Genomic DNA, 24,806 nt, shown 5'->3' with positions numbered 1-24,806 from the left:
CGGTGAGCCGGGAGACGGAGTGCGGCTAGCGTGGGAGCGGAGACGACGGACACGAAGAGGTGGAGCGATGACGACGGCGGGCGCCGACCCCCTGCGGATCGGACAGGAACTGGACGGCGCGGTCGTCACCGTCGCCCCCGGCCTCCCCGAACAGGTACGCGAGGGCATCGCGCAGATCACCGGGCGCCCGCTCGGCTCCGGGCACGGGCCCCGGGTCCACGTGGGGCCGCGCTTCCCCGAACAGGCGGCGGGGGAGCGGCTGTTGTGGGTGCACAGCACCAACGCGGGCGTCGACGCCCTGCTGAAGGCGCGCACCCCGTGGCCGCGCGAGGTCCTGCTGACCCGCACGGTCGGGCGGATGGGGGAGCGGATCGGCCAGTACGTGCTGGCCTGGGCGCTGGCCGAACTGCAGGACGTTTCCGGCTTCCTCCACCAGCACCGGACCCGCACCTGGAACCGGCTGCCCACCGAACTGGCAGACGGCACCCTCGCCGTGGTGCTCGGCACCGGGCGTATCGGCTCCGCCGTCGGTGCCGCACTGCAACGCTGCGGCATCCGCACCGTCGGGGTGGCGCGGAGCCCCCGAGCGACGCCGGGCTTCGACGAGGTCCTCGCGCTGGGCGCCCCGCAGGAACCGGCCGGCGGCCCGGCACCTGGGCTGGCGGAGGCGCTGGCACGGGCCCGCTGGGTGGTCGACGCGCTGCCCCTCACGCCCGGCACCCGGGGGCTCGTCGGCACCGGCATCCTCGGGGCGCTGAACGGGGCGACCTTCTTCAACGTCGGCCGCGGCGAGACCGTGCTGACCGACGCGCTGGCCCGGGCCCTCGACGCCGGGAGCGTGGGGCACGCCGTCCTCGACGTGCTGCCGCAGGAGCCCGCACAGCCCGACTCCCCGGCCTGGGACCTGCCCCGCACCACCCTCACCTGCCACTCCGCGGGACCGACCACCCACGAGGACGTCACCGCCGACTTCCGCGCCGCCTGGCAGGCGCTGCGCGCCGGTGAACTGCCCGCGCTGACGGTGCGGGTGGCGGCCGGGTACTGACGGGCAGGACCCGGCGCGGCACGGCCGCGACGCCGGCGGTACCCACGAAAGTCATGGGGTCCCCTCCGCTCGTCGGTGCCCGGCGTACCGCGGTCCTGCCTACGCTCCGGGCACCGGCGCCGCCCTGCGCACCGGCCTGGACGAGGCCCTCACCTGCACGGCCCCCCTGCGACGTCCCTCAGCCCGCCAACTGTTGGATACGGCGGGCGTGGTGGGCGTGGGTGGCGAGTTTCTCCCGGGTGCCGGGGAGGGTGAGGGCGCCGTCCTCGACGACGGGGCGGCCCTGGACCACGGTGTGGCGGGGGCGGACGGGGCCGCAGCGGAGCCAGGCTTCGACCAGGTCGGTGTGGGCGCCGGCGAAGGCGAACTCGTCGAGGTCCCAGACGACCACGTCCGCGGGGGCACCGGGCCGCAGCCTGCCCAGTCCGTCCTCGCGGCCCAGGCAGGCGGCCGCGTCGACGGTGGCGGCCCGCAGGATGTCGCGGGCGGTGGCCGCTGCGGCGCCGCCGCGCTCCCGTGCGGCCGTCAGCGCGGTGCGGGCCTCCAGCCACAGCGAGGCGTGGTCGGTGGAGGCCGAACCGTCGCAGCCCAGGCCGACGGTGACGCCCGCCTCCCGCAGGGCGGGCAGGCTCGCCGCCCCCGCCCCCAGCATCATCGTCGAACCGGGGCAGTGGGCGACGCCGGTGCCCCACCGGCCGAGCTTCTCCCGCTCGGCGGGCTCGGTGAAGATGAAGTGGGCGACCCACGACCGGTCGCCGCCCCAGCCCACGTGCTCGAACTGCTCGACAGGGCGGCGCCCGAACGTCGCGGTGCAGTACTCCTCCTCGCCCAGCGACTCGGCCAGGTGCGTGTGCAGCCGTACGTCCAGCCGCTCGGCGAGCCGCGCGGTCTCCACCATCAGCCGCTCGGTGACGGCCGCCTGCGTCGAGGGGGCCAGTGCGACGCGGAGCATGGAGCCGGGCGCCGGGTCGTGGTAGGTGTGCACGAGCCGTTCGCTGTCGGCCAGGATGTCCTCGACGCTCTCGGTGATCTGCTCCGGGGCGGGGCCGCCGTCCCGTTCGGACAGGTCCAGGGCGCCGCGGGTGACGTGGAAGCGCAGCCCCACCTCCCGCGCGGCGCGGATCTGCGCGTCGATGAGGCGGGGGCGCGGATGCGCGTAGAGCATGTCCGCGGTGGTGGTGCAGCCGCCGAGGGCGAGCTCCGCGAGTCCCACCCAGGTGGAGACCTCGACGGACTCCTCGTCGACGCCCGCCCACAGCGGGTACAGGGCGCCCAGCCAGTCGAAGAGCTCGTAGCGGGCGGCGGGCGCGTAGGCGCGGGTGAGGTTCTGGAAGATGTGGTGGTGGGTGTTGATCAGACCCGGGGTGACCAGCCCGCCTTGCGCGGACAGGGTGCGGGCGGCGGCCGGTTCCTCACCCGCCCGGCCGGTACCGGTCACCGTGCCGCCGCTGAGGGCGACCCAGCCGCCGGGGATCTCCTCCCCGTCCATGGTGACGACCAGTTCGGCGTCGCGGACGAGTGTGTCGCTCTGGTTCACGGACTTGCTCCTCGTCGTCTCTGTGCGGTGGCCGGCGTGCCGATCCGGTCCCGCGGGGCCGAACCGGCACGGGGCGTGTCGTGCGGGAGGGCGTCGTACGGGGGCCGATGCGTGCCGGGCTGCGCCGGGGGGAACCCGCGGACCGTCCGGCCTTGCGGCGCCGAGCGAGAGGGAAGGGCGTCATGCACTGCTACGACTGCTGCACGGAAGGCACCGAGAGCACGGCCGTCGCTGTCTGTGTCGACTGCGGCGCGGGCGTCTGCCCGCGTCACCTGTACAGCGATCCCGAACCGGTCCGCCGCTCCAGCGCGACCGGGCGCGTCTGGTCGCCGCACGACGCGCGGCGGATGATCTGCCTGGTGTGCCACGAATCGCTCAAGCAGAACCGCTGACGCCACGGGGCGCCCGCTGCGGCGGAGCCCCCGGCAGCGGCCACCGCCGGTGAGCGGCAGCGGCCCGGCGGCTGAGGGCCGGGCAGTCGAGCAGCCTCCCGGCGGTGGCCGGTTCACGGTTCAGCGCCGTACCGCTCGCCCCACGGCGGCGGCCGTCCCCAAGGCGGCTGCCGCCGTGCCGAGCGCGGCCAGCAGCCCGTGGTGGTGGGAGACCCACAGCTGGTAGCTGCGGCCGGTGGCCTCGCTGTCGAACTCGCCGTGGGCCCCGTAGTCCTGGGAAGCGTCTGCCGGCTTCCACAGGTTGTCGGGCTGCGAGGGGGCGCGCTCGTGGTCGGACTGCTGCCCCTTGAACCCGGTCCAGGCCAGGTAGCGGTCCAGCAGACCGGGGGCGAACTTGTCGCCGAGCAGGGTCCCCACGGTGGAGCCGCCGACCCAGTACTCGCGGCGCTGCGGATGATCGGCCGCGTGCAGGATGGCACGCGCGGCCACCTCCGGCTGGTACACCGGTGCGACCGGACGCGGACTGCGCGGCAGCCGCGACTTCACCCAGCTGAACTGCGGGGTGTTGAGCCCGGGGAGCTGCACCATCGTCACGTGCACGCCGCTCCTGTCGTGCAGCAGCTCGCAGCGCAGCGACTCGTGGAACCCCTGGATGGCGTGTTTGGCGGCGCAGTAAGCGGCCTGCAACGGGATGCCCCGGTAGGCCAGCGCGGAGCCCACCTGGACGATGGCTCCGGTGTCGCGCGGCTCCATCCGGCGCAGAGCCGCCAGCGTCCCGTGCACGTAGCCGAGGTAGGTGACCTCGGTGGCCCGCCGGAACTCCTCGGCGCGCACCTCGCCGACCGGCGCGAAGACGGTGGAGAAGGCCACGTTCACCCATACCGCGACCGGGCCGAGTTCCTGCTCGATCCGGTCGGCGGCCGCTTCCACGGCGGTGTGGTCGCTGACGTCCACGTCCAGCGGGAGGGCGGTACCGCCCGCGTCCCGTACGTCGTCCGCGGCGCGCGCCAGGCCCTCCTCGCCGCGTGCGATCAGGGCGACACGCGCCCCGCGCGCGGCGAAGGCCCGCGCCGTCGCCCGGCCCACCCCGCCGCTGGCGCCGGTGACCACGACGACCTGGCCGTCCTCTCCCGCAGGTCGTGACTGCTGTCGGCTCATCGGCCACCTCCGCTGTCCGTGTGCGCCCCGCTGCCGAGGTCGCGCGCCCGGGCTGCCTGTGACGCCTCGGTCGGGCCGTTCCACCCGTCGTGCGTGCGACGTGCCGGGTACCCAGGAAAGGGACACCGGCCACGTCGCCGTGCGGGCCGGTTCACGGGCCGAGCAAGGAGAACAGCCCGCCGTCCGGATCGCGTACCGTCGCGTAGCGGCCATGGGGAGCGCGCTGGACGGGGGAGACCACCGTGCCGCCGGTCCGTTCCGCGGCCGCCAGCGCCGCGTCGATGTCGGTGGCGCGGAAGTACACCTCCCAGCGGGTGCGCAACTGGGGGTCGGGCGCCGCCTCGATGCCGCCGCCCCGCAGCCCGGCGACGGTCTCACCGTCCACCAGGATGTGCACCTCGTCGTGCTGCTCCTCGTAACTGACCCCGTGGCTGGGGTTCTTCGTCCAGTCGAGCACCTCCCCGTAGAAGAGCGCTGCCGCGAAGGCGTCACTGGTGTGCAGCTCCAGCCAGGCGGGGGCGTGCCCGGCGCCCAGGGCCCAGCCGCGCGGCAACTCGCCCTGCCACAGGCCGAACGCCGCCCCGTGGGGGTCCGCGGCCATCACGGCCCGGCCCTCGCCCACGCGCAGCGGGCCCACGGCGACCGTGGCACCCCGTTCGGAGATCCGCTCACAGGCCTTGTCGGCGTCGTCGGCGGAGAAGAAGACGGTCCAGCGCACGGGCAGCTGCCAGGAGACGGCGGCTTCGTTGAAGCCCGCCACCGGTGCGCCCTGTTTGGTCGCGGTACGGAATCCGGGGCCGAGGGGGCTGTCCACGAAGGACCACCCCAGTACGGCGCTGTAGAAGTCCTCCGCGGGCCGTCTGTCGCGGACGGTGAGGCTGACCCAGCACGGCACTCCGGGTACGGAATCCATCACGGCACCTCAAGCCTCTGGGGCTTCCTCTCTCGTGTCTCGCTCTCTCTTGTCCCGTGTCCGGGCTGCGGCTTCGTGCCTTCGCGGACACGCGGAAATGCAGGCTTCGCGCCCTGTGGGGTCCTGCCGTTGTCCCCGCTCGCCGTGGTGCCCCTCGCGCGGGAAGAGAAAACAAGGAGGGGAATGTACGTTTTTGTGAGTTTTGCCGCTTCTGCTGTCGGGTACTCGACGGGCCTCCCGGGATCCGCGGCCACCGTCGCGCGACCACGGGATCCACTGCTGCCCACTGCTCGTCGCGCGCCCCGTGCGCCTCCGGAGGAACCCGCCATGATGGCCCACCCCGACACCCTTGCCGAACTGCTCACCCGCTACGAGGAACTGCGTGAGGGGCCCCACCGCTCCCAGGAGCTGGACGACGTCTCGTACACGCTGTGTGTGGCCACCGCGACCCGCGACATCGACGACGCGGTCCGCGCGGCCCGCGCGCACATCGCGGCGGCGGCCACCACTCAGGCGGCCTGAACGCGGGGACGCCGCACTCGCCGCACGCGCGGGCGCCAGGTCGCCACCACGGCGGCCGCCAGCAGGAGTTCGGCGATGTCCCCTCCGTAGTACATGAGCTCCGCCCCACCCCGCACCTGGACCACGGGTGCGGGGATGTCGATGAGGAACCCCCCGTACATGAGCTGCGAGAGCAGCGCGTGCCCCGCGATGGCCACGCCCAGCAGCACCAGGCGGGCGGGCACCCCGGGACGGGCGGGTGCCGGATCGGGTCCGGCGACCACCCAGGCGAACAGGCAGCCGGACGCCAGGAAGTGGGCGCGCAGCAACCAGTGCGCCGCCGGGGGGCCGCCCATGACCTGGCCGTACACCGGGGTGCAGTAGAGCACCGCGAGGGAGCCGGTGTTCAGTACGAGAGCCGTCACCGGATGCGAGAGGGCCCGTACGGGGTGCGCGCGCAGCAGCGCCGTGAGCACCCGGGCGCGGGCGGCCGGCAGCGTACGCAGCAGCAGCGTGACGGGGGCACCCAGCACCAGCGCGGGCGGCGCGTACATGCCGATCAGCAGGTGCTGCGCCATGTGGCCGCGGAAGTCACCGTGCGCCCACGGGGCCACGGGCGGCAGCAGGGCGACGGCCAGCAGGCCGCACCCGGACAGGAAACCCGCGGTCCGCCACCCGCTCCAGCCGCGCCGGGCGCCGTGCCGCCGCAACCGGTGGAGGAGCACCAGGTAGCCGAGGGCGGGGACGAGGGCGACGGCCAGCGCGGGGGCGAGGGCGGCGGCCGAGGTGGGCGGCGGGGACATGCCCGTCATGCGATCCGCCCGTCCGTCTCCAGTGAGCGCCCGCCCCGCTGGATCAGGTGGCCGCCGGCCAGCAGCAGCGCGCCGAGCACCAGGAAGCCGATGTCCCACCACACCTGGTAGGGGCCGCCGTGCACGTGGTGGATGCCCAGGATCTGGTGGTCCAGGAGCCCCTCCACCAGGTTGAAGACACCCCAGCCTGCGATGATCCACCCCCACAGCACCCGCGAGGTCCACACGCGGCGCCGCCCATGGGTGACCCGTGAGTAGAGGACGGCCAGCCCGGTCAGTACCGCGAGCCAGCACACGGTGTGGAAAATGCCGTCCCACACGGTGTTCATCTCCAGCCCGGAGACCGTGTGGGGCGAGTAGTACTTCACGCCGATGCGGTCGTCGTTGGTGCTGGTCAGCATGTGGTGCCACTGGAGGAGCTGGTGCAGCAGGATGCCGTCGACGAACCCGCCGAGCCCCACCCCCAGCACGATCCCCGGAAGCCGCAGGCTCCCGGGCTCCCTGCCGGGTTCCGCCCCGGTCCGGATCCCGCCCGTCGTCGCCATGGCCTGCGTCTCCGTTCCCGTTCCTCGTGGAGCACGTCACGACGCTCCGTGTCCGGACGACGCGACCACGGGAGGCGACCTGGACGACGCGGCGCGTCCGGCGCGACCAGTGGTCCGGTGCGTTCGTCGCCCCGCACGGCGCCGGTCGCCACGGGTTTCCCGTCCTCGGCGACACCAGTCACCCGCGGCGGCGGGTTTCCACCGGACCGGCCCAGCGTTTTCCCGCGCTTCCGACGGGAACCACGGGGCACGAGCGGCCACGGGAGCACGGGCCGTGGCTCCGTGCTCGTGACGCGTGCTGTCCCATGCGAATGAGGTGAGCGCAGTGCCGGAACCCGGCAGCAAGAGCTACGACAAGCACCGCGCACGGCGCCGGAAGGACCTGGAGAAGAGCGGTCACACCGACGCGCAGAAGGCCAACGAGCAAGCCGAGCGGGAAATGGAGCGCGATCCGCGGTGGCGGCCGTCCGGGCCGCGTACCGAGCGCGGCAGGGGACCCAAGAGCGAACGTCCGGGGAACGCGTAGCCGACACCCACGAGCAGCCCGGGAACGGGCGGGCCTGCGCCAAGAGAGGGCCGGGGCGGACACCGCTCCGGCCCTCTCGTCCGTCCGCGCTCAGTGGGTGGCCGGGTCCGGCCCCCGCACGTGCCCGGTGGTGGCGTCCACGCGCCCGGGTACCTCGTCGTGCCGGACGCCGATGGAGAAGGGCCCGTCGGTTCGAACAGCAGGAGCCCCGCACCCGCAGCCGAGCCGGGCTTGTGCTCGCCGCCCGGTCCGCGGTCTCCCCGGCCACGCTGCACCGCCGCTTTCGCTTCCAGCTCGGTACCACGCCACCGGCATGGGTGACCGGCGAACGCGTCGCGCTCGCCTGCCGGGTGGTCGAGCGCGGCGAGGAACAACTGGAGAGCGTCGCCCGCGACAGCGGCCTCGGTACCGCCGCCGCCCTGCGGGCCTGCCTCCGCCGCGGGACGGGGCTGAGCCCGGCCGCGTACCGCCGCCGTTTCGGGCGTGTGGACCTCCCGGCCCCGGGGGCCGTGTGACGGCCCGTGCGGGGCGGGGTTCCCGCACGGGGCCGGACCGCCGCCCGCCGCTTCTGGGAGAGTGTCACCGGCACGGCAGACGCACCGCACACCGCACCGGGAGGCCCTCGTGGGGGAGAACAAGCGCCGCATGCTGGCCGGGGAGTGGTACCTCCCCGACGACGACGAGCTGCAGGCGGAGAGCCAACGGCGTGCCGAACTGTGCGCCGCCTACAACGCGGCGGACACGGCACCGCCCGCCGAGCGCCGCAAGATACTGGAGCAACTGGTCGGCGACCTCGGCGAGGACGTCGTCATCCGGCCGCCCTTCTCCTGCGACTTCGGCACGTATCTGTCGATCGGCGCCCACTCGTTCGTCAACTACGGCGCCGTCTTCCTGGACACCGCCCCCATCACCGTCGGCCGCCACGCACAGATCGGCCCGAACGTCCAACTGCTGACGCCCACCCACGAGCTGGACGCCGAACGGCGGCGCGCAGGCTGGGAGAAGGGGGTGCCCATCACCATCGGTGACAACGTGTGGCTCGGCGGCGGTGCGATCGTCTGCCCCGGGGTCACCATCGGATCGAACACCGTGGTCGGCGCGGGGTCGGTGGTCACCAAGGACCTGCCCGGAGGCGTCCTGGCCGTCGGCAACCCGGCCCGCGTGGTGCGCGAACTGTGACGACGGCGCGGCGGCGCCCCTGACGCTCCCATCGCGGCCCGCTTGGGGGCCGTCAGGGGCGCCGTCGGGAGCCGTCGGGCAGGTGGGAGCCCGCCTGCGACCCCGCACGGAGCATGCCGCCCTCCACCGCCCCACGAGGTGCCGGTCACGTACCTGTCCTCGTCACCGGCGTCACTGGCGTCACCGGCGTCACCGGGCCGGGAAGGCGATCGCGGAGGCGACCTCGCGGACGGCCCCGGGGCGGCGCAGCGGCACGCCGGGGCGCTCGGCCGCGTGGACGTCCGCGTCCTGCTGCCCGGCCGCGGGTGCGGCGATCTCACCGGGTGCGACGGCGCGACACCTCCGTGCAACGGTCACCGGGCCGCCGAGTCACCCGGGGTCCGGGCGGTGAACCGCTGTACCCGCACGTATGGGAGCTCGCGTCGCTGGACACCCGCCCGATGTGCGACCCGTACCAGCGGCGCGCATGCTGGAAGACAACTCGTGTCGACCCACTTGAGTGAGGTGAACCGCTATGCAGCACGACGAGTTCATCGGGCAGGTCCAGGCGCGGGCGCGCCTGCACAGCAGGGGCGCGGCGGAGGCCGGAACGCGGGCCACGCTCGAAACGCTGGCGGAGCGCATCCCGGCCCCGATGGCGGAGAAACTGGCCGCACAGCTCCCACTGGAACTCGGTGAGCACCTGCGCAGGGTCGAATACGCCCAGGACGAGCCGGTGACCGGAGTACGGATGGACCGCCACGAGTTCTTCGAGCGGGTCGCGCGGCGTGCCCACACCGACCCGCCGAAGGCCGTCCATGAGGCCCGCACGGTCGTCGAGCTGCTGGAGGAGTCGACTCAGGGTGCGCTGACAGAGCGGATCCGGGAGTCCCTCGACGACGAGCTCGCCGACATCCTCTTCTCCGGCAGCACCGGAACCGCCGGCGGCTGACCGGGGCGACCGAGGAAACCCGGCGATCGACCCGCGGGCGGCTGTCGGGCTCGGAGAGGGCAGCGGTTCGAGGACGGCAGCGCCGCGAAGACGCCGGCGGACCGGAAAGGCAGCGAGCAACCATGAGTACAGCGCACACCACCGTCGAGGAGGTACTGGCCGCACTCGACCAGGTGGACTTCCCGGCGGACAAGGACGAACTGATGCGTGCGGCGTCCCAGGCCGGCGCCTCCGGTGAGGTGGGCGTCGCACTGCGCGGCATCCCGCCGGAGACGTACGCCAACCGCGAGGAGGTGGCCCGCTCCGTGCGGGTGGACCCCGACTCCGACCTCGACCGCACCCCCGGCCAGCGCGCCGAGCAGGCCCGGCAGGGTGGCAGGCCAGGGCAGTCGCAGCACCTGCGCGAGGCCCCCAAGCCACCGGTGGACGAGGAACTCGACCGCTAGCCATCCGGACCCGAGGAGGACCGTCATGGTGCGCAAGAAGGTCGAAGGCGACGAGGAACAGCGGCGTGCCGCGGCCCACAAGGCCCACCGCGACGAGGAAGCGCCCAGTGCCCGCAACGTCACCACGGGCGCGTCCAAGCAGCGCACCCACCGCGCGGGCCCGTCCGCAAGGATGGACGAGGAGAAGCCCGCGCAGCGGCAGGGCAAGCAGGGCCACAGTGCGGAAGCCCCCACCCCGCGCCCGCAGGAGGCGGCCGGTCCCGCCCAGCCGCGCAGCCCGTACGAGGGCCGGGGCAACCCGGCGTACTCGGCGGAGCACGAGCAGGTCTTCCGCGCCCTGGTCACCGCGGAGCAGCACCACGGCGGCGAGGCCGTCGACCTGCCCGAGATCGCGCGGACCGCCGAGCTGCCGCAGGACCGTACCCGCACGCTGGTGCACGACCTGGTCACCGTGCACCACCTCGCCACCGAGTTGCAGAGCGCGGACGCGCCGGAGGCCGGTTCGCGCTACGAGAGCAAGCCGGGCCGCTGAGCGGGCCACGCGGATTCGGGCTTCCTCCGGCCCGGTCTCCCGTCCGTCCCGCTTCCACTCGGCACCCGGGCCCGGTCCGTCACCCGGCGCGGCCGCCCCCGTGCCGGGTCTCGACCGGGTCCGGGACGTCGCCCGACCCGCTGACCGGCGCCGGAAGCCGCCCTCGCCCATCCCCGGCGGGGGCCTTTGGCGCGGCGGAGCGCTGGGTGTGCAGCGGAGCGGTCACCAACCTCTCGGCCGCCGAGCGCTCCTCGTCCCGCGCGGCGGGAGCCCGAGTGCCGCCGGTCGTCGAGGGAACCGGCCCCGCGACATGCCGCTGCACGCCCTCCACCAGGCGGGGGGCGGTGAAGCTCGCGCCGTGCACGAAGCGCATGGCGGGGCCGAAGGAGGGGGCCGTCAGCAGACCCGCGAAGAACAGCCCCGGGTACGAGGACTGGAACCGGGCGTCCAGCCACGGGGCGTCACCGGTGCCGACGCGGCGCACCCCCTCGCGCAGCACCGAGTCGAGCATCCCGAGCCGGGACAGGTCGGGGGAGAACCCGGTGGCCGCCACCACATGGTCGGTCTCCAGGGTCCGTGCCGTACCGTCCGCCGCCGACAGCCACAGCCGTACCCGCTCGCCGGCCACCCCGCCGACGCGGCGCACCCCCGGAGCCGTCCGGTCGGCGGCCGTGATGGTGTGGCCGAGCAGCACCGGCACGGCCGCCTCGAAGCGCTCCCGCAGCCACCAGGCGCCCGCCGGGCCCAGGGCGTTGCGGGCGATGTGGAGCCGGGCGGTGGCGGGCAGCCGTCGTACCGCACCGGGCAGAGTGGACCACACCCAGCTCGGCCAGCCGGTGCCCAGCGCACTGTGCGGGTCGCGCAGCGCGGTCAGGCGCCCCCGCGCCAGCGGCTGCGGCGGGGTGTTCCAGTCGATGCGGGGCGCCCGGGCGACGACCCGCACCCGCGCCCCCTCCTCGGCCAGCAGCGCGGAGGTCTCCAGCGCGGCCTGTCCGGCGCCGACCACGGTCACGTCCTGTCCCCGGAACCGGCCGAGGTCGCGGTGGTGGGTGCTGTGGGTGGCCAGGTCGGTGGGCAGCCCGCCGAGCGCGGCCGGCCGGTGGGCGAAGGGCAGCACCCCGATCGCCAGCACCACTGCGCGGGCAGTGAGTTGTTCACCCTCCGCGGTCGTGAGGCGGAACCCGTCGGGGTGGGGTGCCACCCGGGTCACGGTCTGCTCGTCGACGGGCGGCGCCGCCTGCCGCGCGAACCAGGTGCCGTACTCGGTGAAGGTGTCCAGCGGCAGCGGGTCCCCGTGCGCCACCTCGATTCCGCGCGCGGCGCAGTAGGAGGTGAGGGAGTGGGTGCCCTCGGGGTCGGACAGGCCGGAGGCGGCGGGCTCGGACTTGAGGAACATGCCGCGCGGCATGTGGTCCCGCCAGGAGGCCATCGGCCTGCCCAGCACGCGCAGGTTCAGACCCGCGGCGGCGGCGTGCGAGGCGACGGACAGTCCGTAGGGGCCGGCGCCCACCACGACGAGGTCGTACATGGGTTTCCTTCTCTCTGTGCGGTCCGGGGTCCGTGTGGATCCTGGTACGGAGCGGCGGTTGTGCGGTCGGACGGCTGGACGGTCCGGTGCCGGGGCGGTCAGGTGCGGTCGGATGCCTGGGCGTTCACGTCTCCGCGCCGGCCGGCTCGGACGGCTCGGACGGGACGGCCGGTGCGGCCGGTGCGGCGGGTGCAGCGGAGGAGGCGGCTGTCGTGGGTGCGGACGGTGCGGCGTGCCGGTCCGAGGACGAGGGGTGCGGCACCGCCGTCCGCCCCTGGCACGGACCGGAACCGGACGCGGAGTCCCTGCGGAAGGGCTTCGTGCGGCGCAGCCCTGCGCGCAGGCACCGCCCCGGCCAGCCCACCGCCATGGCGGCGCCCGGCAGCAGATCGTCCGCCGCGAACCAGGCGCGCTCCACCGGACCGCGCGCGGGCTCGTCCCCCGGTGCGCGGCGCGGCGTGGGCGCGGGGCGGCTCACCAGCGCGGAGAGCAGCGCGTAGTTCTCCGCGACGAAGACCCGGCCGGGACCGCCCTGCGCCGCCGGCACCGCGCGGCCGGTCAGATGCAGGTGCTGGGCGCGCACGACGTCCGTGCCGTTGTCGTCGGTGAACAGCCGGAACTGGGCGCCGGGCCGCGGGTTGAAGTCGACGAGGTGGTGCACCCCGGTGGCCGCCTCCAGCCGGAGGTCGAGGTCGAGGATGCCGCGGTAGTCCAGCGCTGCCGTCAGGGCGGCTGCCGACTCCTCCACAGCCGGGTTCGGCAGCCACCTGCCGACCGCCGTCATCCCGGTGCGCGGAGGCCACGAGCGCTCCTTGCGGCCCGCGCCGCCTGCCAGCAGGCGGCCGTCCTCGGCGGCGTACCCGTGGAAGAACCAGTCAGCTCCTGCCCCTTCCGGCAGTCGGCGCTGGAGCAGCAGCGCGCTGCCCGCCTCGGCGGAGCGCGCGAACAGCCCCGCCGCCTCCGCCGGGCTGTGTACCAGCACAGTGCTGCGCAGCCCGGGTGGAAGCAGCCAGGGCCGGGCCCACTTCGCCACCACCGGCAGGCCGAGCGCCGCCGCCTCGCGGGCCGCCTCGGCCGCGCTGCCGGGCAGCACGGTGGGCGGGTGGGGGACACCTGCGCGCTCGCAGACGGCGGCCAGCTCGGCCTTGTCGGCCAAGGTGGCGGGCAGTTCGGGCCGCACGTCCGGGAGCAGGTAGAACTCCCGGAGCCGGGCGGCGAGGCGGGCGGTGGCGATCGCCCCGTGGTCGTCGAGGGGGACGAGCACCGCGGGCCGGCCGATCGCCCGTGCGGCCCGCAGCAGGGCCCGCTCCACCTCGTCCTCGGCGTGCGCGCCCTTCCCTGCGGGACCGAGGGGCCGGGTGCCGGAGCGCGGTGGCCGACCGGACGGTGGTGCGTGCACCCGGTGCAGGAAGCGGGTTCTGCCTGCCGGGCCCGGTGCGCCGCCCAGCAGTGCGTGCACCTCGATGCCCGCCCGTCCCAGCGAACGCGCGGCCCCCAGGGTGCCGTGGTGGTAGGGGTTCGCATCGAGCCGGAGCAGCAGCGCGGGCACGTCCGTGGCGAAGGCGGACGGGCGCGACGGCGGTGACGAGCGGATGAACGAGGGCGTGAACGGGCGCATCAGGCATGTCCTTCAGGCGCGGGGCGGGTGGGTGGGGTGAGAATTCGCTGACGGATCATCAGCAGAGTCGACCGGCGGATGACCGGACAAGCGCCGGACACGACCGGCGGCCAGGAGGAGCCATGGCAAGCCACAGAAGCGGGCGGATCAAGGCGGTCCTGTGCGGCGGGGTCGTCACCGCGGGCCTGCTTGCCTCCTGCACGGTGCTGCCCGCGACCGAACGGGAGTCCGGTCCCGAACCGCCCCGGCCGTCCGGGCGCCCGGCCGCACCCTCGGCCTCCGCCGCGGCGTCCCCCTCCGCGGGGTCCGCCGCTCCGGCCACGCCGTCCGGCCGCACGGTCGGCGCGTTCCTCGGCTCCGGTGAGGAGGGGGTGCGTCGGATGCCGCAGATGGAGAAGTGGCTGGGTGGCACCGCGTTGCGGGTGGGACACAGCTACCTGCCGGGAAGGCAGTGGACCGACATCGAGGGGCCGCCCGGGATCCTGGAACCGTGGGCGCGCTGGCGGCGCGGCGACCCGGCGCGGCTGTTCGTGCTGAACGTGCCGATGCAGGACCGCAACGAGGACCATGTGGACGACGAAAGGGTTCGCGGGCTGCTTCGGGAGGGCGCGGAGGGCAGATTCGACGCGCACTTCCGCACACTGGCGCGGCACCTGGTGGACCGGCAGCTCGCCGACACCGTCCTCGTGCTGGGCTGGGAGATGAACGGCACCACCTACACCCACCGTTGCGGCCCGGACCCGGACGCGTGGAAGAGGTACTGGCGCCGCATCGTGACCACCATGCGAGCGGTGCCGGGCCAGCGCTTCCGCTTCGACTTCGCGCCCAGCCGGGGCCGGGACGCGGTCCCCTGGACGTCGTGCTACCCGGGCGACGACGTCGTCGACGTGCTCGGCATGGACGCCTACGACCAGCCGGCGGGCATGAGCTTCGACGAACAGGTGCGGGAGCCCTACGGACTCCAGGCGCACGTCGACTTCGCGGCCCGCCACAACAAGCCGATCTCCTACCCGGAGTGGGGGCTGTTCCGCAACGGCGACAACTCCGAGTACGTGCACCGCATGCTCACCTGGATGGACCGGCACAAGCCGCTGTACCACAGCATCAGCGACTACTGCCCGCACGGCGTGTGGCAGTGCCGTCGCAACCCCGCCTCCGCCAGGACGTACCGGATGGCGCTCTTCGCCCAACCTGCTCCGCCTGTCCCGCCCTGGCAGTCCCGGCAGCCTGTTCCCGCCTCGCGGGCTCCCCGGCAACCGTCCGCCCCGTCCGCACCCGCGCCCTCCGCCCGGGCCGGCACCGTGCCCGCCTCCGCGCCACGCCACTGGTGGGAACGGTGCTGGGGCGCCGGACAGTACTGCGTGCGGCTCGACTGGCTGCGCCGCCCGGCTGGTTAGCCGTCGCGCGGACCGGACCCGCCACCGTGCCGTCGTCATCCCCTCACAGCCCCGGCCTGAGCCCGGCCGCCCGGCTCAGCAGCATCCGCACCCGTGCCGCACCGCCGTGCTCCCGCACCCACCGGGCGGCGCCGTTCCGGGCAGCCACCTTCGCGACATGCAACGCCAGTACGGGCGCCAGCCCCCGACGAGCCAGCAGGTAGCGGCGGTTGACGGCGGTCACCGGTCGCCACCGCAGCTTGTAGGGCTCGGTGCCGCGCAGCAGGCTCAGCGTGCCGCGGCCGGTGGCGGAGGCGAAGTGCGCGTCGTGCCGCAGCAGCATCGTGGCGATGTCGACCTTCTGCTCCCGCAGCCGGGGATCCGCCCCGTACAGGTAGCCGCACACCAGGTCGGGCGAGACGAGCGCCACGTCGCAGGCGGCGACCCGGCCCCCGATCCGGTATTCCGTCACCGTCGCGTCCCCGTCGGCCACCAACCGCTCGACCGCCGCCACCAGGTGCGCACCGAAGCGGGGCCGCAGATGCTCGGGGGTCACGCCCCGGCCGCGCCACTGGCGTTCGTGCAGCCGCAGCATCGTGCGCACCGACTCCGGGACCCGGGAACCGGTCACCTCGTGCGCCTCGACGCGCAGTTCGTCGATGCGGCGCAGCTTGCGGCGGGTGCGCTTGGCGCTGGCCGGAGCGAGCCGGCGCAGCATCTCCTCCATGGGCACCCCCGGCAGCTCCAGGCACGCCGAGTCCGCCACCTGCCTGCGCGCCCCGGACCAGGCCGCATACAGCCTCTCGGCCGCCCCGCCGGGGCGCACCTCCCGCAGATCGAGCACTGCGCTGCGTGAGGCCGCGCGCAGCGCCCGCGCAAGCGCGTCGGCCGCTCGCGGGCAGCTGTCGTCGAGCAGCACGTCCTGGTAGTCGGAGATGTCGCCGCCGAGCGTGACCAGCGTGGGGAGCGGCCGGTGCACCAGCATCAGCGGAGCGGCGGCCACCAGCTTCCCGTTCTCCCGCACCAGTACGACGCGCAGCCTGCCGCGCCGCCCGTAGGCCCGCCACCAGGAGGCCAGCCAGGCATGGCTCTGGAACGGGGTGGCCGAGCGGTTCCGCGCACGCAGCCCGTCCCACTCGCCCCCCAGCGCCGCGAACTGCTCCTCGGCGCGGCACAGGGTGGCGGTCAGCCGTGCGGGCGGACGACCGGAGCTCTCACCCCGGCCGCCCCGCCAGGGCGTCAGGACGGGGCCCGCCAGCCTGCGGCGTGCCTCCGGCCGCCGTCGTCGGGTGGGCGGGGTGAGCGGGGAGATCACCGGGCGGCCTCCGTCTCCCTGGCCGCCTGTGCGTCACCGTCCGCACGGTCCGCAGCCGCGTCCTTGTCCGTGCGGTCCGCCGCCTGGCCGCCCTGGGCGGGCGCGGGCACGACCGGGGGCCCGTCCGTTGCGCGGCGCGGCGGACGGGCCAGCAGCACCAGCCCGCCGAGCAGACCGCCCGCGCTCGCGCCCACCGCGACGGCGACGGGCATCGAGGGGGAGACCGGCTCGGCGGTGGTGGTGGCGCGCGAGACGACGGTCAGCCGTACGCCGGTCTTGGACGCCGACGCCTTCGCCGTGCTCGCCAGCGAACGGGCCACGGCGTCGGCGTAGTCGGCCGCCTTCCCCGCCTTCGGCGAGTCCCCGGTGATCTGCACCATCGGCGCGTCGGGCGAGGTGGTCGCGCGCACATGCGACCGCAGCGCACCGTGCGGCACCTCGGCGCCGCGTTCCGCCGCCGCGAGGACCACCGCGTCCGTGGCGATCTTCCCGTACGCCTGCGCGTACCCCAGCGCGGAGGCCGCGTCGGCGTGCCTGCCGGGGGAGACGAGCACGTAACTGGACGCCTCGTAGCGGGGTTCGGTCACCGTCGCGTAGGCCGTACCGCCGAGCGCGCCCACCACGGCGCACACCGGCAGCGGCCACCAGCGGGGCACCCGCCTCGTCACGCCCGCGAGGCGGCCGGTGCGGGTGGTCCGGGGTACGGATGCGGCCGGCGCGTCCGTCCGTGTCGGCGCGGCGGGACGGGCGGGCTTCCCCGGTGTGGTCGTGGGCATGGACTCACCTCGATGTCAGGGGGCTTGCGGATGCGGGTCGGTCGGGGGAGGGCCGGGCGGGCGGTGCGCCGGAGGCGTCGGCCGGTGCCGGACGCGTGCTGCGGGTGCGGCCCGTGAGGTGTCCGGTGGTGCGCACCCCGGCCGGGGGGCCGGACCGGGTGCCGGACGGGGCGGCCCCTGCCGTCCGGTAGACGTCGGCGAGGTGTGCGGCGCAGCGCGCGATGTCGTACCGCTCGACGACGGGAGGGACGGGAAGCCGTCGCGGGCCCGCCGCGTGCGCCGCCTCCGCCTCGCGCAACGCGGCCGCGAGCACGCCCGCGGAGGGGGCCAGCCGGCGGGCACCGGGCGCCTGGTGCGACGGCAGGTCCTGCACCGCGGGGCATGCCGCGTACCGCACGGGCAGCCCCGCGGCGAGGGCTTCGAGGACGGCCAGCCCGAACGACTCCTCCGCCGAGGGCGAGACGAACAGATCGGCCGCCGCCAGCACCCCGGGGACGTCCACCGCCGCGCTCTCCTCGCGCTGTCCGGGTCCGAGGCCGCCCGCGCAGGCGCCCAGCAGCAGTAGGCGGTCCGCCGCGCCCGTGGCCGCCGCCCGGCCCCGCAGTGCCGAGCGCTCCGGACCGTCGCCGGCCAGCAGCAGCCGCGCTCCGGGCACCGCCGCCACCGCGTCCACCAGCGCGGCGAAGCGCTTGCCCGGCACCAGCCGCCCCACTCCGGCGACCACGAACGCGTCCGGCGACAGGCCCAGCAGCGCACGCACCCGGTCCCGCCGGGCGGCGTCGAAGCGGAAGCGCGCGGCGTCGATGCCGTTGGGGACGGTCCACAGCCGGGCCGCCGGGACGCCCCAGCGGCGCAGCCTGTCCGCGACCGTCGCGGACACGGCGACCGTGCCGGTGCCCAGCCGTTCGGTGGCCAGGTACAGGGCGCGCACACCCGGTGTGAGCGGGCGGCCCTCCAGCAACTGCGCGCCGAGGGAGTGTTCGGTCGCCAGCACGGTGCGCACCCCGGCCAGCCTCGCGGCGATCCTGCCGTACACGCAGGCCCGGTACAGGTGCGTGTGCACCACGTCGTACCGCCCGGACCGCATCAGCCGTACCAGCCGGGGCAGCGCGGTCAGATCGCGGTTTCCCGCCATGCCCAGGTGTGCCACCCGGGTCCCGTCGGCCCGGATGCCCTCGGCCACACTGCCCGGTTCGGTCAGGGTGACGACGTCCCCGGTGACGCCGTGCTCGGGCAGCCGGCGCAGCAGCAGCCGCAGTTGCTCCTCCGCGCCGCCCACCCCGAGCCCGGTGATGACGTGCAGCACCCTCATCGGCGGACCCCGCCGAAGCTCGGGGACCCGGCGGCCTGCGAGGGCGCGGGCAACGGGCGGCGGCGCAGCGGGTGCAGCACCTTCTTCAGATACAGCCGCGTCGAGGAGTCCCGGGACCCCACATGCACCCGCGGCAGTGCGTGCACACCCGTCAGCGGCCCCGGGTCGATGGCGCACGCGTACGCGTACCCGGCGCCCCGGACCGCCTCGACGGCGCGCGCGTCGAGAGTCCCGTACGGGTAGCAGAAGCCGTCCGGAGCCACCCCGGTCAGCTCCGCCAGCAGGGCGCGGCTGTGCGCCGTCTCGCGCTCCAAAGTGGCGTCGTCGGCGGCCGTCAGGTCGGTGTGGACCAGCCCGTGCGAGCCGACCTCCATACCGGCCGCGGCCACGGCCCGGACGCCGTCGGCATCCAGCAGCGGCTTGCGCGGGCCCGACGCGTCCCAGGCGTTGTCGCCGCCGAGCCGGCCGGGCAGCACGAACACGGTCGCGGTGCACCCGTGGCGGCGCAGCAGCGGCAGCGCGCCGGTGAGGAAGTCGGCGTAACCGTCGTCGAAGGTCAGCCCCACCAGACCGGCACTGCGCCCGGTCGCGCGCGCCCGCAGCAGTTGCCCGACGCCCACCCCGGTCAGTCCACGCTCCCGCAGCCAGCGAAGCTGCCGGTCCAGGCGGTCGGGGGAGACGGTGACCTGGTACGGGTCGTCGGTGCAGTCGGAGACCGAGTGGTACATGAGTACCCAGGGCGCTCGTGACCCGGCGTCAGTGGACATGCGGAAACCTCCGTCGGACGGTGGCGAACAGATGCGGCAGCTCCGGCGCCCCCACCAGCACGCCGACGGCCCCGAACGTGACCAGCACGGCGACCCCGCCCAGCGCCGCGGAGGGGAGCGGGGACCCGGCCGCAGCGGCGGCGGCCCACCCCGCGGCGGCGGCCACGCCCGCGGTCAGGGTCAGCTTCAGCAGCCCGGCCGCCACCCGGGGCACGTCGATGGCCACCACCCGGGCGCCGAGGCCGCGCAGCAGCAGTGCGGCGGTGGTGGTGATGCCCAGTGCGTTGGCGGCGGCGATCCCGTAGACGCCCCACGGCCCGACGGCCGCCACGGCCGCCGCCGTGGTGACGGCGAGCCCTGCGCCCATCGCCGCCGCCGGGTACCAGGGCGGGCGCCCGCCGGAGAAGAAGGGCCGGACCAGCGCGCCCACCATGCTGTGTCCGAGCAGCCCGCAGGTGTAGACCCGCATCACCGCGGCCGTCGCGGCCGTGTCCCGCGCGTCGAATGCGCCCCGCTCGAACAGCACCCCGATGAGCTGCGGCGCGCAGGCGACCACGTACGCGGCCCCCAGCAGCACCACGATCCCGGCCAGCGCCAGGTCCCGCTCGACCCGGCGCCGCGCCGCCTCCGCGTCGCCCTCCGCCATGGCGCGGGCCACGACCGGGAACGTCACCGTGCACACCATCAGTGAGAGCACCATCGGCAACTGGGCCACCTTCTGCGCATAGTTGAGATGCGAGATGGCCCCCGCGGGCAGCGAGGAGGCGACGAAGCGCTCGAAGAGGACCTGGGCCTGGCGGCTGACGGCGAAGACCACGACGGGCGCGAGCGCCCCGACCCCGAGCCCCACCGCCCCGCCCCCCGGCCGCCCCCCGCCCCTGCCCTCGCGCGCGCCCACGACTCCGCGCCCGCCTCCGGCGCGGCGCTCGTCCCCGGTGGCGCGCCCGCGTCCGGGCCTGAGCCCGTCTTCGGTACCGCCGCCAGTGCTTCCGGGCTCGACTTCTGCGCTGCGCCCGTCTTCGGGCCCGCAACCGTTTCCGGCCCGCGAACCGCCTGCGGTACCGCGCCCGCGCGCGCCTTCGGTCCTGAGGCCGGTAGCCGCACCGCCGGTCCTCACGGCGAAGGGGCGGCGACGTGGGCGGGTCCCGGCGGGACCGGAGCGGCGTCCGGCCGGCACGGCGGGCCGCGCGGGCAGCGCGGCGAGGAAGGACGGAAGCTGGACGAGCACCATCAGCGCGCCGCCCGCCGCGACACCGAGCGCCGCCGCCCGCACCCCCCACAGGCCGTGCCCGGCGAACATCACGCCGATGATGCCCGTGTTGTACGCGACGTAGATCGCCGCGGGCGCCACGAAGCGGCGGTGGGCGCGGAGTGCCGCGCTGAAGTAGCCGGCCAGCCCGAAGGTGAGGACCGTCAACGCGGTCAGCCGCAGACAGCTCGCGGCCGTCCCGGCGGCGGGCAGCCCCGGTGCCAGCACCTGCACCACCTGTGGGGCTGCCGCTGCCAGGAGACCCGCGGCGGCTGCCAGTCCCAGGGCGAGCCGGGGCAGCGTCGACGCCACCAGCGCCCGCACCGGGTCGGCTGCCTGGTCACCCCGCGCCGTGCGCCGGGACAGGGCCAGGCTGAAGGCGGGCACCAGGATCAGGGCCATGGCGTCCTCGATCAGGAGGGTGGACGCCAGCTCGGGCACCGTCCACGCCACCAGGAACGCGTCCGTGTCGGCGTCCGCCCCGAAGAGCCGGGCGATGGACTGGTCCCGCACCAGCCCGAACAGCGAACCGGCCGCGGTGAGCACGGCTGTGACGGCCGCAGCCCGCGCGAGGAACCGCCCCAGTACCGGTCCCTCGTCTCCGCCCCGTCGGCCGGCTCCGGCTGCGGGTGCGGCCGGGTGCGGCCGCGCGGTCCGGGGGCCCGAGGGTGCGGTGCCCACCCGGTCCGGTGGGACGGTGCCGCCTTGTTCCGGTGCGGTGGGCCTGGGGGCCGGTGGGACGGTGCCGCCCGGGATCGGCGAGGGATCGTTGCCGTCCCGGAGCGCCGGGGCCGGTGCCGGGCCCGGTACCTCGGCGGTCCGGACGGGGACAGTGTGGTCGTCGGGCAGCGGGAAGCCGGTGGCGTCGGTGGTCCGGACGGGCGTGTGTCCGCCGCCGGGGGCTCCGGCGGCGGTCGGCCGCGCGCAGGGGCGAGAGGCGTCCGTCATACGCCCCCACCCCCGTCGGGGGCTCCGCTTCCGTTGGGGGCTGCGCTTCCGTTGGCGGCTCTGTTCCCGTTGGAGGCTCCGCTCCCGTCCGCGGCTCCGCTCCCGCGCATGGTCGGGGCCCTGTCCGCGGTCGGGGCCCCGTCCGCGGCACCGCTGAGCTCCGGGGCGGGGGCCAGTGCCCACCAGGCGGCCAGGCCCAGTACCAGGGCGGTCAGCACGGTGGAGGGGCCGCCGATGTCGCCGTAGAGGAAGTCGACGCCCTGCCAGACGAGGAGTCCGACGGCCACCATGCCGCAGTCGGTCGCCGCCCGAGCGCCCCTGCCGCGGCGGGCCGTGTGCAGCCTGCGCACCCCGCACACCAGCAGCGCGGCCCACGATCCGAGCAGGGTGACCGTGCCGATCAGCCCCTGCTCGCTCAGCACGAGGAGGTACATGTTGTGCGGGGACAGCAGCGGTTCCCGCTGGAAGGGCACCCCGGCGCCGGCCGTGTCGCTGCCCGAGGAGAGGCCCAGATCGGCGTGGCTGTCCCGGTGGGCGGGGAAACCCTTGGGGCCGACGCCGGTCACCGGCGCCTGGCGCCACATGCCGGCCGCCGCACTCCACAGGCTGTAGCGGTCGGTGACGGACCGGTCGGGCGAGGCCGAGACCTCGGTGATGCTCGTTGCCCGCTCGGCGAGTTGCTGCGAGCCCACCCCGAACCCGCCGACCAGCACCACGGCCGCGGCCGCCAGCACGGCCAGCACCGGCACCGCCGTACGGGCTCCGCGCAGTAGGAGGAGCAGCACACAGGCGAGCGCGGTCGCGATCCACGAGCCTCGGCTGAAGGAGAGGGCCAGCGGGACCAGGAGCGCGGCGGTGCAGCCCAGTGCGGCCGGTCGCGCCCACCGGGGCGCCTGCGCGGGCATGCCGAGCCCCAGCGCGAGCGCGGTCACCGTGCCGTACGCGACGACCGTCGCCATGCCCATCACGTCGAGGGCGCCGAAGGTCCCCACGGCGCGGACGTTCTCCCCCATGTAGGAGGCGCCGGTCGCGGTGCCGGCCTGGACGACGCCGACGGCGCCCTCGACCAGGGCGAGCAGCACCACCGAGCCGGCCATCAGCCGGGCATCGCGGGCGTCCCGCAGCGACAGCAGGACCGCCGCCGGGACCAGCACGAACAGTTGCAGGTAGCGCACGAATCCGGGCAGGCTCGCGGCGGGATCGGCGGAGGCGGCCGTCGCCACGGCGAAGCCCACCGCGGGCCCGCCGAGCACGAGCACGGCGGTCCGGGTCAGGACCGGACGGGGCGGTTGCCGCCCCCCTCGGCGCAGCAGCCCGAGCACACACCAGACCACCAGTACGCCGGAGGCCGCGTCCGCGAGCGTGACGCCGCCCTCTCCGGCCAGGCTCGTACGGTCCGCGGGGGCACACAGCGACAGCACCGTCGCCGCCACGGGCATCACGGGCGCGTAGCCCCGCACCCGGTGCAGCAGCGGGACCCGCGCCGGGCGGGGGTGGGCGACCCGCGTCGGCGCCGCCTCGCGGGGGAGCGCCGAAGCGGTGGCCGGGGTGGCCGGCGCCGCGCTCACCGCCCCTCCAGCCGGAAGAAGGAGGTGGCCGTACGGCACATGATGCGCACGTCCTGCCACAGCGACCAGGTCTCGATGTAGTGGTTGTCGAACCGCGCGCGGTCCTCGATGGAGGTGTCGCCGCGCAGCCCGTGGACCTGTGCCAGCCCCGTGATGCCGACCGGCGTACGGTGCCGCTGTGCGTAGCCTGGATGGAGCCTGCTGAACTGCTGCACGAAGTAGGGGCGTTCGGGGCGCGGGCCGACCAGGCTCATGTCGCCCCGGAGCACGTTCCACAACTGCGGCAGCTCGTCCAGCGAGGTGCGGCGCAGCAGCCTGCCGATCCGGCTGGTGCGCGAGTCCCCGGCCACCGTCCATCTCGTCGCCGCCTCATGGTCGTCGGCGGGGCGCACGGTGCGGAACTTCAGCAGAGTGAAGGTGCGTCCGCCCTGGCCGATCCGCTCCTGCCGGAACAGGACCCCGGGCCCGTCCAGCAGCCGGACGGCAAGGGCACAGAGGGCCAGGGCGGGCGCCGCCAGGACGAGTGCCGGGGCCACGAGGGACAGGTCCAGCAGCCGCTTGCACCGGACGGTGCGCGGCCGCGGGCAGTCCAGCACCAGCCGTCGGCAGCCGAAGCCCCACAGGTGTGCCTCGGCGGAGCGCCTGCCGCCCAGGGTGGTGTGCGAGCCGTGCGCCCCCAGCGCGCAGCCCGGGCGGACCAGCCAGCCGGTCACCCCGTGCCCGCCCAGCAGCGTGGCCAGCGCGGCGGTGTGCGAGTCCTCCCAGGGGGAGCGGACGAAGACGACGTCCTGAACGGCGCTGCGCGCGACCTCCCGGGCCACTTCTTCCAGGGTGGTCACCACGGGCAACCCGGAGACGGGCCCTGCGGGCGCCGGCAGGGCGGAGGCGGGCAGCGCCGGTGCCGGCACCAGGACGGCGTCCGGCTCGCCGGAACCGGCAGCGGGGACGTCCGCGCCGACCGTGGCCTTCGCGCAGGCTGCGTCATCCGCGCCGGCCATGGCGCCCATGCCGTCGGCGCCGGTTGCGCGGCCCGCGGCACGCCCGCCACCCACGGCGGTTCCACCACTCGCCCCGCCCGCATCGTCGGGGACGGCCGCGGCATGCGCGTCGTCCGTGCCGCTCCGGGCCGCCGCACCGGAGGTGCCCGGCACGGCGAGTGTGCCGCCGTGCGTGGGCGGTTCGAGCGAGGTGCCCGGTTCCGGTTCCACCAGGCCCACCGGGCGCATCCCGTACCGGGGCCGCTCCGCGAGTGCGGCCGTCACGGCCCGGGCGGTCGCGCCGCGCCCCACGACCAGCGCGGCGCGCGGCCGGTGACGGCCCCGGTGGCGGTGCAGCGCGTGCACCAGAGCGCGGCCCGCACAGGCCAGTGCGGTCTGGAGAGCGACCCCGGCCAGGACGCGGGTCAGGGTCGCCGGTCCGGCTCCGCCGCACACGGCGAGCACGGTGACGCCCACGCACCAGGCGGCGGCCACCCGGGCCCCGAGCGCGGGAAGTTCGTCGAGGGCGTGCGGATCGAGCCCCGGCCGGTAGAGGCCTGCCCGGTGGCACAGCGCCGCGAGGCTCGCGCCGACGACGGCAGGCAGGAGCGGCGCCGTGGGCGTCCCCGTGCACATCAGGGTGGCGGCGACGGCGGCCGTCACGTCGCAGGCGGCCAGCGGGACGGCTGCGGTGCGGCGGCGTCGTGCGGCGGTCCGTGGCGGTGCCACCGGCGCGGGCCCCGGGGCAGAGCGCCCCGCGCGCTTCCCGGCTCCAGCGGGGTGGGGGACCCCGGGGCCCTGCGGGGGCCGTGGCGGCGGTGACGTGGGGGAGCGGGGGGAGGGGGAGAGCGAGGC

Annotated in this window: 24 protein-coding genes and 1 pseudogene; 10 read left to right on the top strand and 15 right to left on the bottom strand. The window is 75.5% G+C overall.

Features of this window, described 5'->3' with window-relative positions; all coding sequences use genetic code 11:
* Window positions 1-67: 67 nt before the first annotated feature.
* Window positions 68-1,045, top strand: coding sequence for an NAD(P)-dependent oxidoreductase (locus tag H297_RS0118690; RefSeq protein ID WP_037794633.1), 978 nt, complete (start codon window positions 68-70; stop codon window positions 1,043-1,045).
* A gap of 178 nt (window positions 1,046-1,223) precedes the next feature.
* Here H297_RS0118690 and H297_RS0118685 read toward each other — a convergent pair whose 3' ends face one another.
* Window positions 1,224-2,582, bottom strand: a complete 1,359-nt coding sequence (locus H297_RS0118685) for an amidohydrolase family protein (protein WP_027738310.1) — start codon at window positions 2,580-2,582, stop codon at window positions 1,224-1,226.
* Between the two features lie 182 nt (window positions 2,583-2,764).
* On the opposite strand from H297_RS0118685, the gene H297_RS0118680 reads away from it, so the two are divergent.
* Window positions 2,765-2,974: a DUF2180 family protein gene (locus tag H297_RS0118680; protein ID WP_027738309.1), complete on the top strand. Its 210-nt coding sequence runs from the start codon at window positions 2,765-2,767 to the stop codon at window positions 2,972-2,974.
* Window positions 2,975-3,094: 120 nt separating this feature from the next.
* Here the strand turns inward: H297_RS0118680 and H297_RS0118675 are convergent, their stop codons facing one another.
* Window positions 3,095-4,132, bottom strand: a complete 1,038-nt coding sequence (locus H297_RS0118675) for an SDR family oxidoreductase (protein WP_027738308.1) — start codon at window positions 4,130-4,132, stop codon at window positions 3,095-3,097.
* A 151-nt stretch (window positions 4,133-4,283) separates the two neighbouring features.
* Window positions 4,284-5,045 (bottom strand): VOC family protein, encoded by a 762-nt coding sequence (locus tag H297_RS0118670; RefSeq protein ID WP_027738307.1) that lies wholly within the window; start codon window positions 5,043-5,045, stop codon window positions 4,284-4,286.
* Between the two features lie 327 nt (window positions 5,046-5,372).
* Between H297_RS0118670 and H297_RS37095 the strand changes: the two genes are divergently transcribed.
* The gene (locus tag H297_RS37095; protein ID WP_037794631.1) at window positions 5,373-5,567 is read left to right on the top strand and encodes a DUF5133 domain-containing protein; all 195 of its coding nucleotides are present in this window, start codon (window positions 5,373-5,375) and stop codon (window positions 5,565-5,567) included.
* Here H297_RS37095 and H297_RS0118660 read toward each other — a convergent pair.
* Complete coding sequence (locus tag H297_RS0118660; protein ID WP_027738306.1) at window positions 5,555-6,358, bottom strand: cytochrome c oxidase assembly protein; 804 nt, start codon at window positions 6,356-6,358, stop codon at window positions 5,555-5,557. The two genes, H297_RS37095 and H297_RS0118660, sit on opposite strands and share 13 nt — an antisense overlap.
* Window positions 6,355-6,903 (bottom strand): DUF2243 domain-containing protein, encoded by a 549-nt coding sequence (locus tag H297_RS0118655; protein ID WP_027738305.1) that lies wholly within the window; start codon window positions 6,901-6,903, stop codon window positions 6,355-6,357. The genes H297_RS0118660 and H297_RS0118655 overlap by 4 nt, the downstream gene beginning before the upstream one ends.
* Before the next feature lie 316 nt (window positions 6,904-7,219).
* On the opposite strand from H297_RS0118655, the gene H297_RS0118650 reads away from it, so the two are divergent.
* From H297_RS0118650 to H297_RS0118640, 3 genes and pseudogenes are all read left to right on the top strand, one after another.
* Window positions 7,220-7,429, top strand: a complete 210-nt coding sequence (locus H297_RS0118650; protein ID WP_486589567.1) for a hypothetical protein — start codon at window positions 7,220-7,222, stop codon at window positions 7,427-7,429.
* Window positions 7,430-7,665: 236 nt separating this feature from the next.
* Window positions 7,666-7,944, top strand: a pseudogene (locus tag H297_RS0118645) (helix-turn-helix domain-containing protein); the annotation flags it as partial.
* Window positions 7,945-8,053: 109 nt separating this feature from the next.
* Window positions 8,054-8,608, top strand: a complete 555-nt coding sequence (locus H297_RS0118640; protein WP_027738302.1) for a sugar O-acetyltransferase — start codon at window positions 8,054-8,056, stop codon at window positions 8,606-8,608.
* Window positions 8,609-8,797: 189 nt separating this feature from the next.
* Here the strand turns inward: H297_RS0118640 and H297_RS42780 are convergent, their stop codons facing one another.
* Entirely contained in the window at window positions 8,798-8,965 is a 168-nt protein-coding gene (locus H297_RS42780; RefSeq protein ID WP_199787231.1) for an SDR family oxidoreductase, read from the bottom strand.
* 157 nt (window positions 8,966-9,122) lie between these two features.
* On the opposite strand from H297_RS42780, the gene H297_RS0118630 reads away from it, so the two are divergent.
* From H297_RS0118630 to H297_RS0118620, 3 genes are all read left to right on the top strand, one after another.
* A complete protein-coding gene (locus H297_RS0118630) occupies window positions 9,123-9,539 on the top strand; it encodes a DUF2267 domain-containing protein (RefSeq protein ID WP_027738301.1) in 417 nt (138 codons plus the stop codon).
* A 122-nt stretch (window positions 9,540-9,661) separates the two neighbouring features.
* The gene (locus H297_RS0118625; protein ID WP_027738300.1) at window positions 9,662-9,985 is read left to right on the top strand and encodes a DUF2795 domain-containing protein; all 324 of its coding nucleotides are present in this window, start codon (window positions 9,662-9,664) and stop codon (window positions 9,983-9,985) included.
* 25 nt (window positions 9,986-10,010) lie between these two features.
* Complete coding sequence (locus tag H297_RS0118620; RefSeq protein WP_027738299.1) at window positions 10,011-10,517, top strand: hypothetical protein; 507 nt, start codon at window positions 10,011-10,013, stop codon at window positions 10,515-10,517.
* Between the two features lie 79 nt (window positions 10,518-10,596).
* Here H297_RS0118620 and H297_RS37090 read toward each other — a convergent pair whose 3' ends face one another.
* On the bottom strand, window positions 10,597-12,045 hold the full coding sequence (locus tag H297_RS37090) for an NAD(P)-binding domain-containing protein (protein WP_051351966.1): 1,449 nt from the start codon (window positions 12,043-12,045) through the stop codon (window positions 10,597-10,599).
* 124 nt (window positions 12,046-12,169) lie between these two features.
* The gene (locus tag H297_RS37085) at window positions 12,170-13,663 is read right to left on the bottom strand and encodes an ATP-grasp domain-containing protein (RefSeq protein ID WP_051351965.1); all 1,494 of its coding nucleotides are present in this window, start codon (window positions 13,661-13,663) and stop codon (window positions 12,170-12,172) included.
* Between the two features lie 122 nt (window positions 13,664-13,785).
* Here H297_RS37085 and H297_RS0118605 point away from each other — a divergent pair, with 122 nt between their 5' ends.
* Window positions 13,786-15,060 carry a glycosyl hydrolase gene (locus H297_RS0118605; protein ID WP_027738298.1) on the top strand — a complete coding sequence of 425 codons (1,275 nt, stop codon included), beginning with the start codon at window positions 13,786-13,788 and terminating at the stop codon, window positions 15,058-15,060.
* A gap of 43 nt (window positions 15,061-15,103) precedes the next feature.
* On the opposite strand, the gene H297_RS0118600 is transcribed toward H297_RS0118605, so the two are convergent.
* From H297_RS0118600 to H297_RS44365, 7 genes are read right to left on the bottom strand one after another with little or no spacing between them, the layout of a single operon-like run.
* A complete protein-coding gene (locus H297_RS0118600) occupies window positions 15,104-16,354 on the bottom strand; it encodes a GNAT family N-acetyltransferase (protein WP_027738297.1) in 1,251 nt (416 codons plus the stop codon).
* Window positions 16,351-17,130, bottom strand: coding sequence for a hypothetical protein (locus tag H297_RS0118595; protein ID WP_027738296.1), 780 nt, complete (start codon window positions 17,128-17,130; stop codon window positions 16,351-16,353). The genes H297_RS0118600 and H297_RS0118595 overlap by 4 nt, the downstream gene beginning before the upstream one ends.
* 4 nt (window positions 17,131-17,134) lie before the next feature.
* Window positions 17,135-18,442 (bottom strand): glycosyltransferase, encoded by a 1,308-nt coding sequence (locus H297_RS37080; RefSeq protein ID WP_078514276.1) that lies wholly within the window; start codon window positions 18,440-18,442, stop codon window positions 17,135-17,137.
* Window positions 18,439-19,209: a polysaccharide deacetylase family protein gene (locus H297_RS0118585; protein WP_027738295.1), complete on the bottom strand. Its 771-nt coding sequence runs from the start codon at window positions 19,207-19,209 to the stop codon at window positions 18,439-18,441. The genes H297_RS37080 and H297_RS0118585 overlap by 4 nt, the downstream gene beginning before the upstream one ends.
* A complete protein-coding gene (gene murJ, locus H297_RS41810; RefSeq protein WP_486589566.1) occupies window positions 19,199-21,406 on the bottom strand; it encodes a murein biosynthesis integral membrane protein MurJ in 2,208 nt (735 codons plus the stop codon). Before murJ ends, H297_RS0118585 begins: the two co-directional genes overlap by 11 nt.
* Window positions 21,403-22,974: an O-antigen ligase family protein gene (locus H297_RS37070; protein WP_486589565.1), complete on the bottom strand. Its 1,572-nt coding sequence runs from the start codon at window positions 22,972-22,974 to the stop codon at window positions 21,403-21,405. The genes murJ and H297_RS37070 overlap by 4 nt, the downstream gene beginning before the upstream one ends.
* Window positions 22,971-24,587 (bottom strand): sugar transferase, encoded by a 1,617-nt coding sequence (locus tag H297_RS44365; RefSeq protein ID WP_486589569.1) that lies wholly within the window; start codon window positions 24,585-24,587, stop codon window positions 22,971-22,973. The genes H297_RS37070 and H297_RS44365 overlap by 4 nt, the downstream gene beginning before the upstream one ends.
* Between the last annotated feature and the right edge of the window lie 219 nt (window positions 24,588-24,806).

Source organism: Streptomyces sp. CNT360 (genome assembly GCF_000424785.1).
Note: the sequence above shows the minus strand (reverse complement) of the source record. Positions and strands in the feature narration are given on the sequence as shown.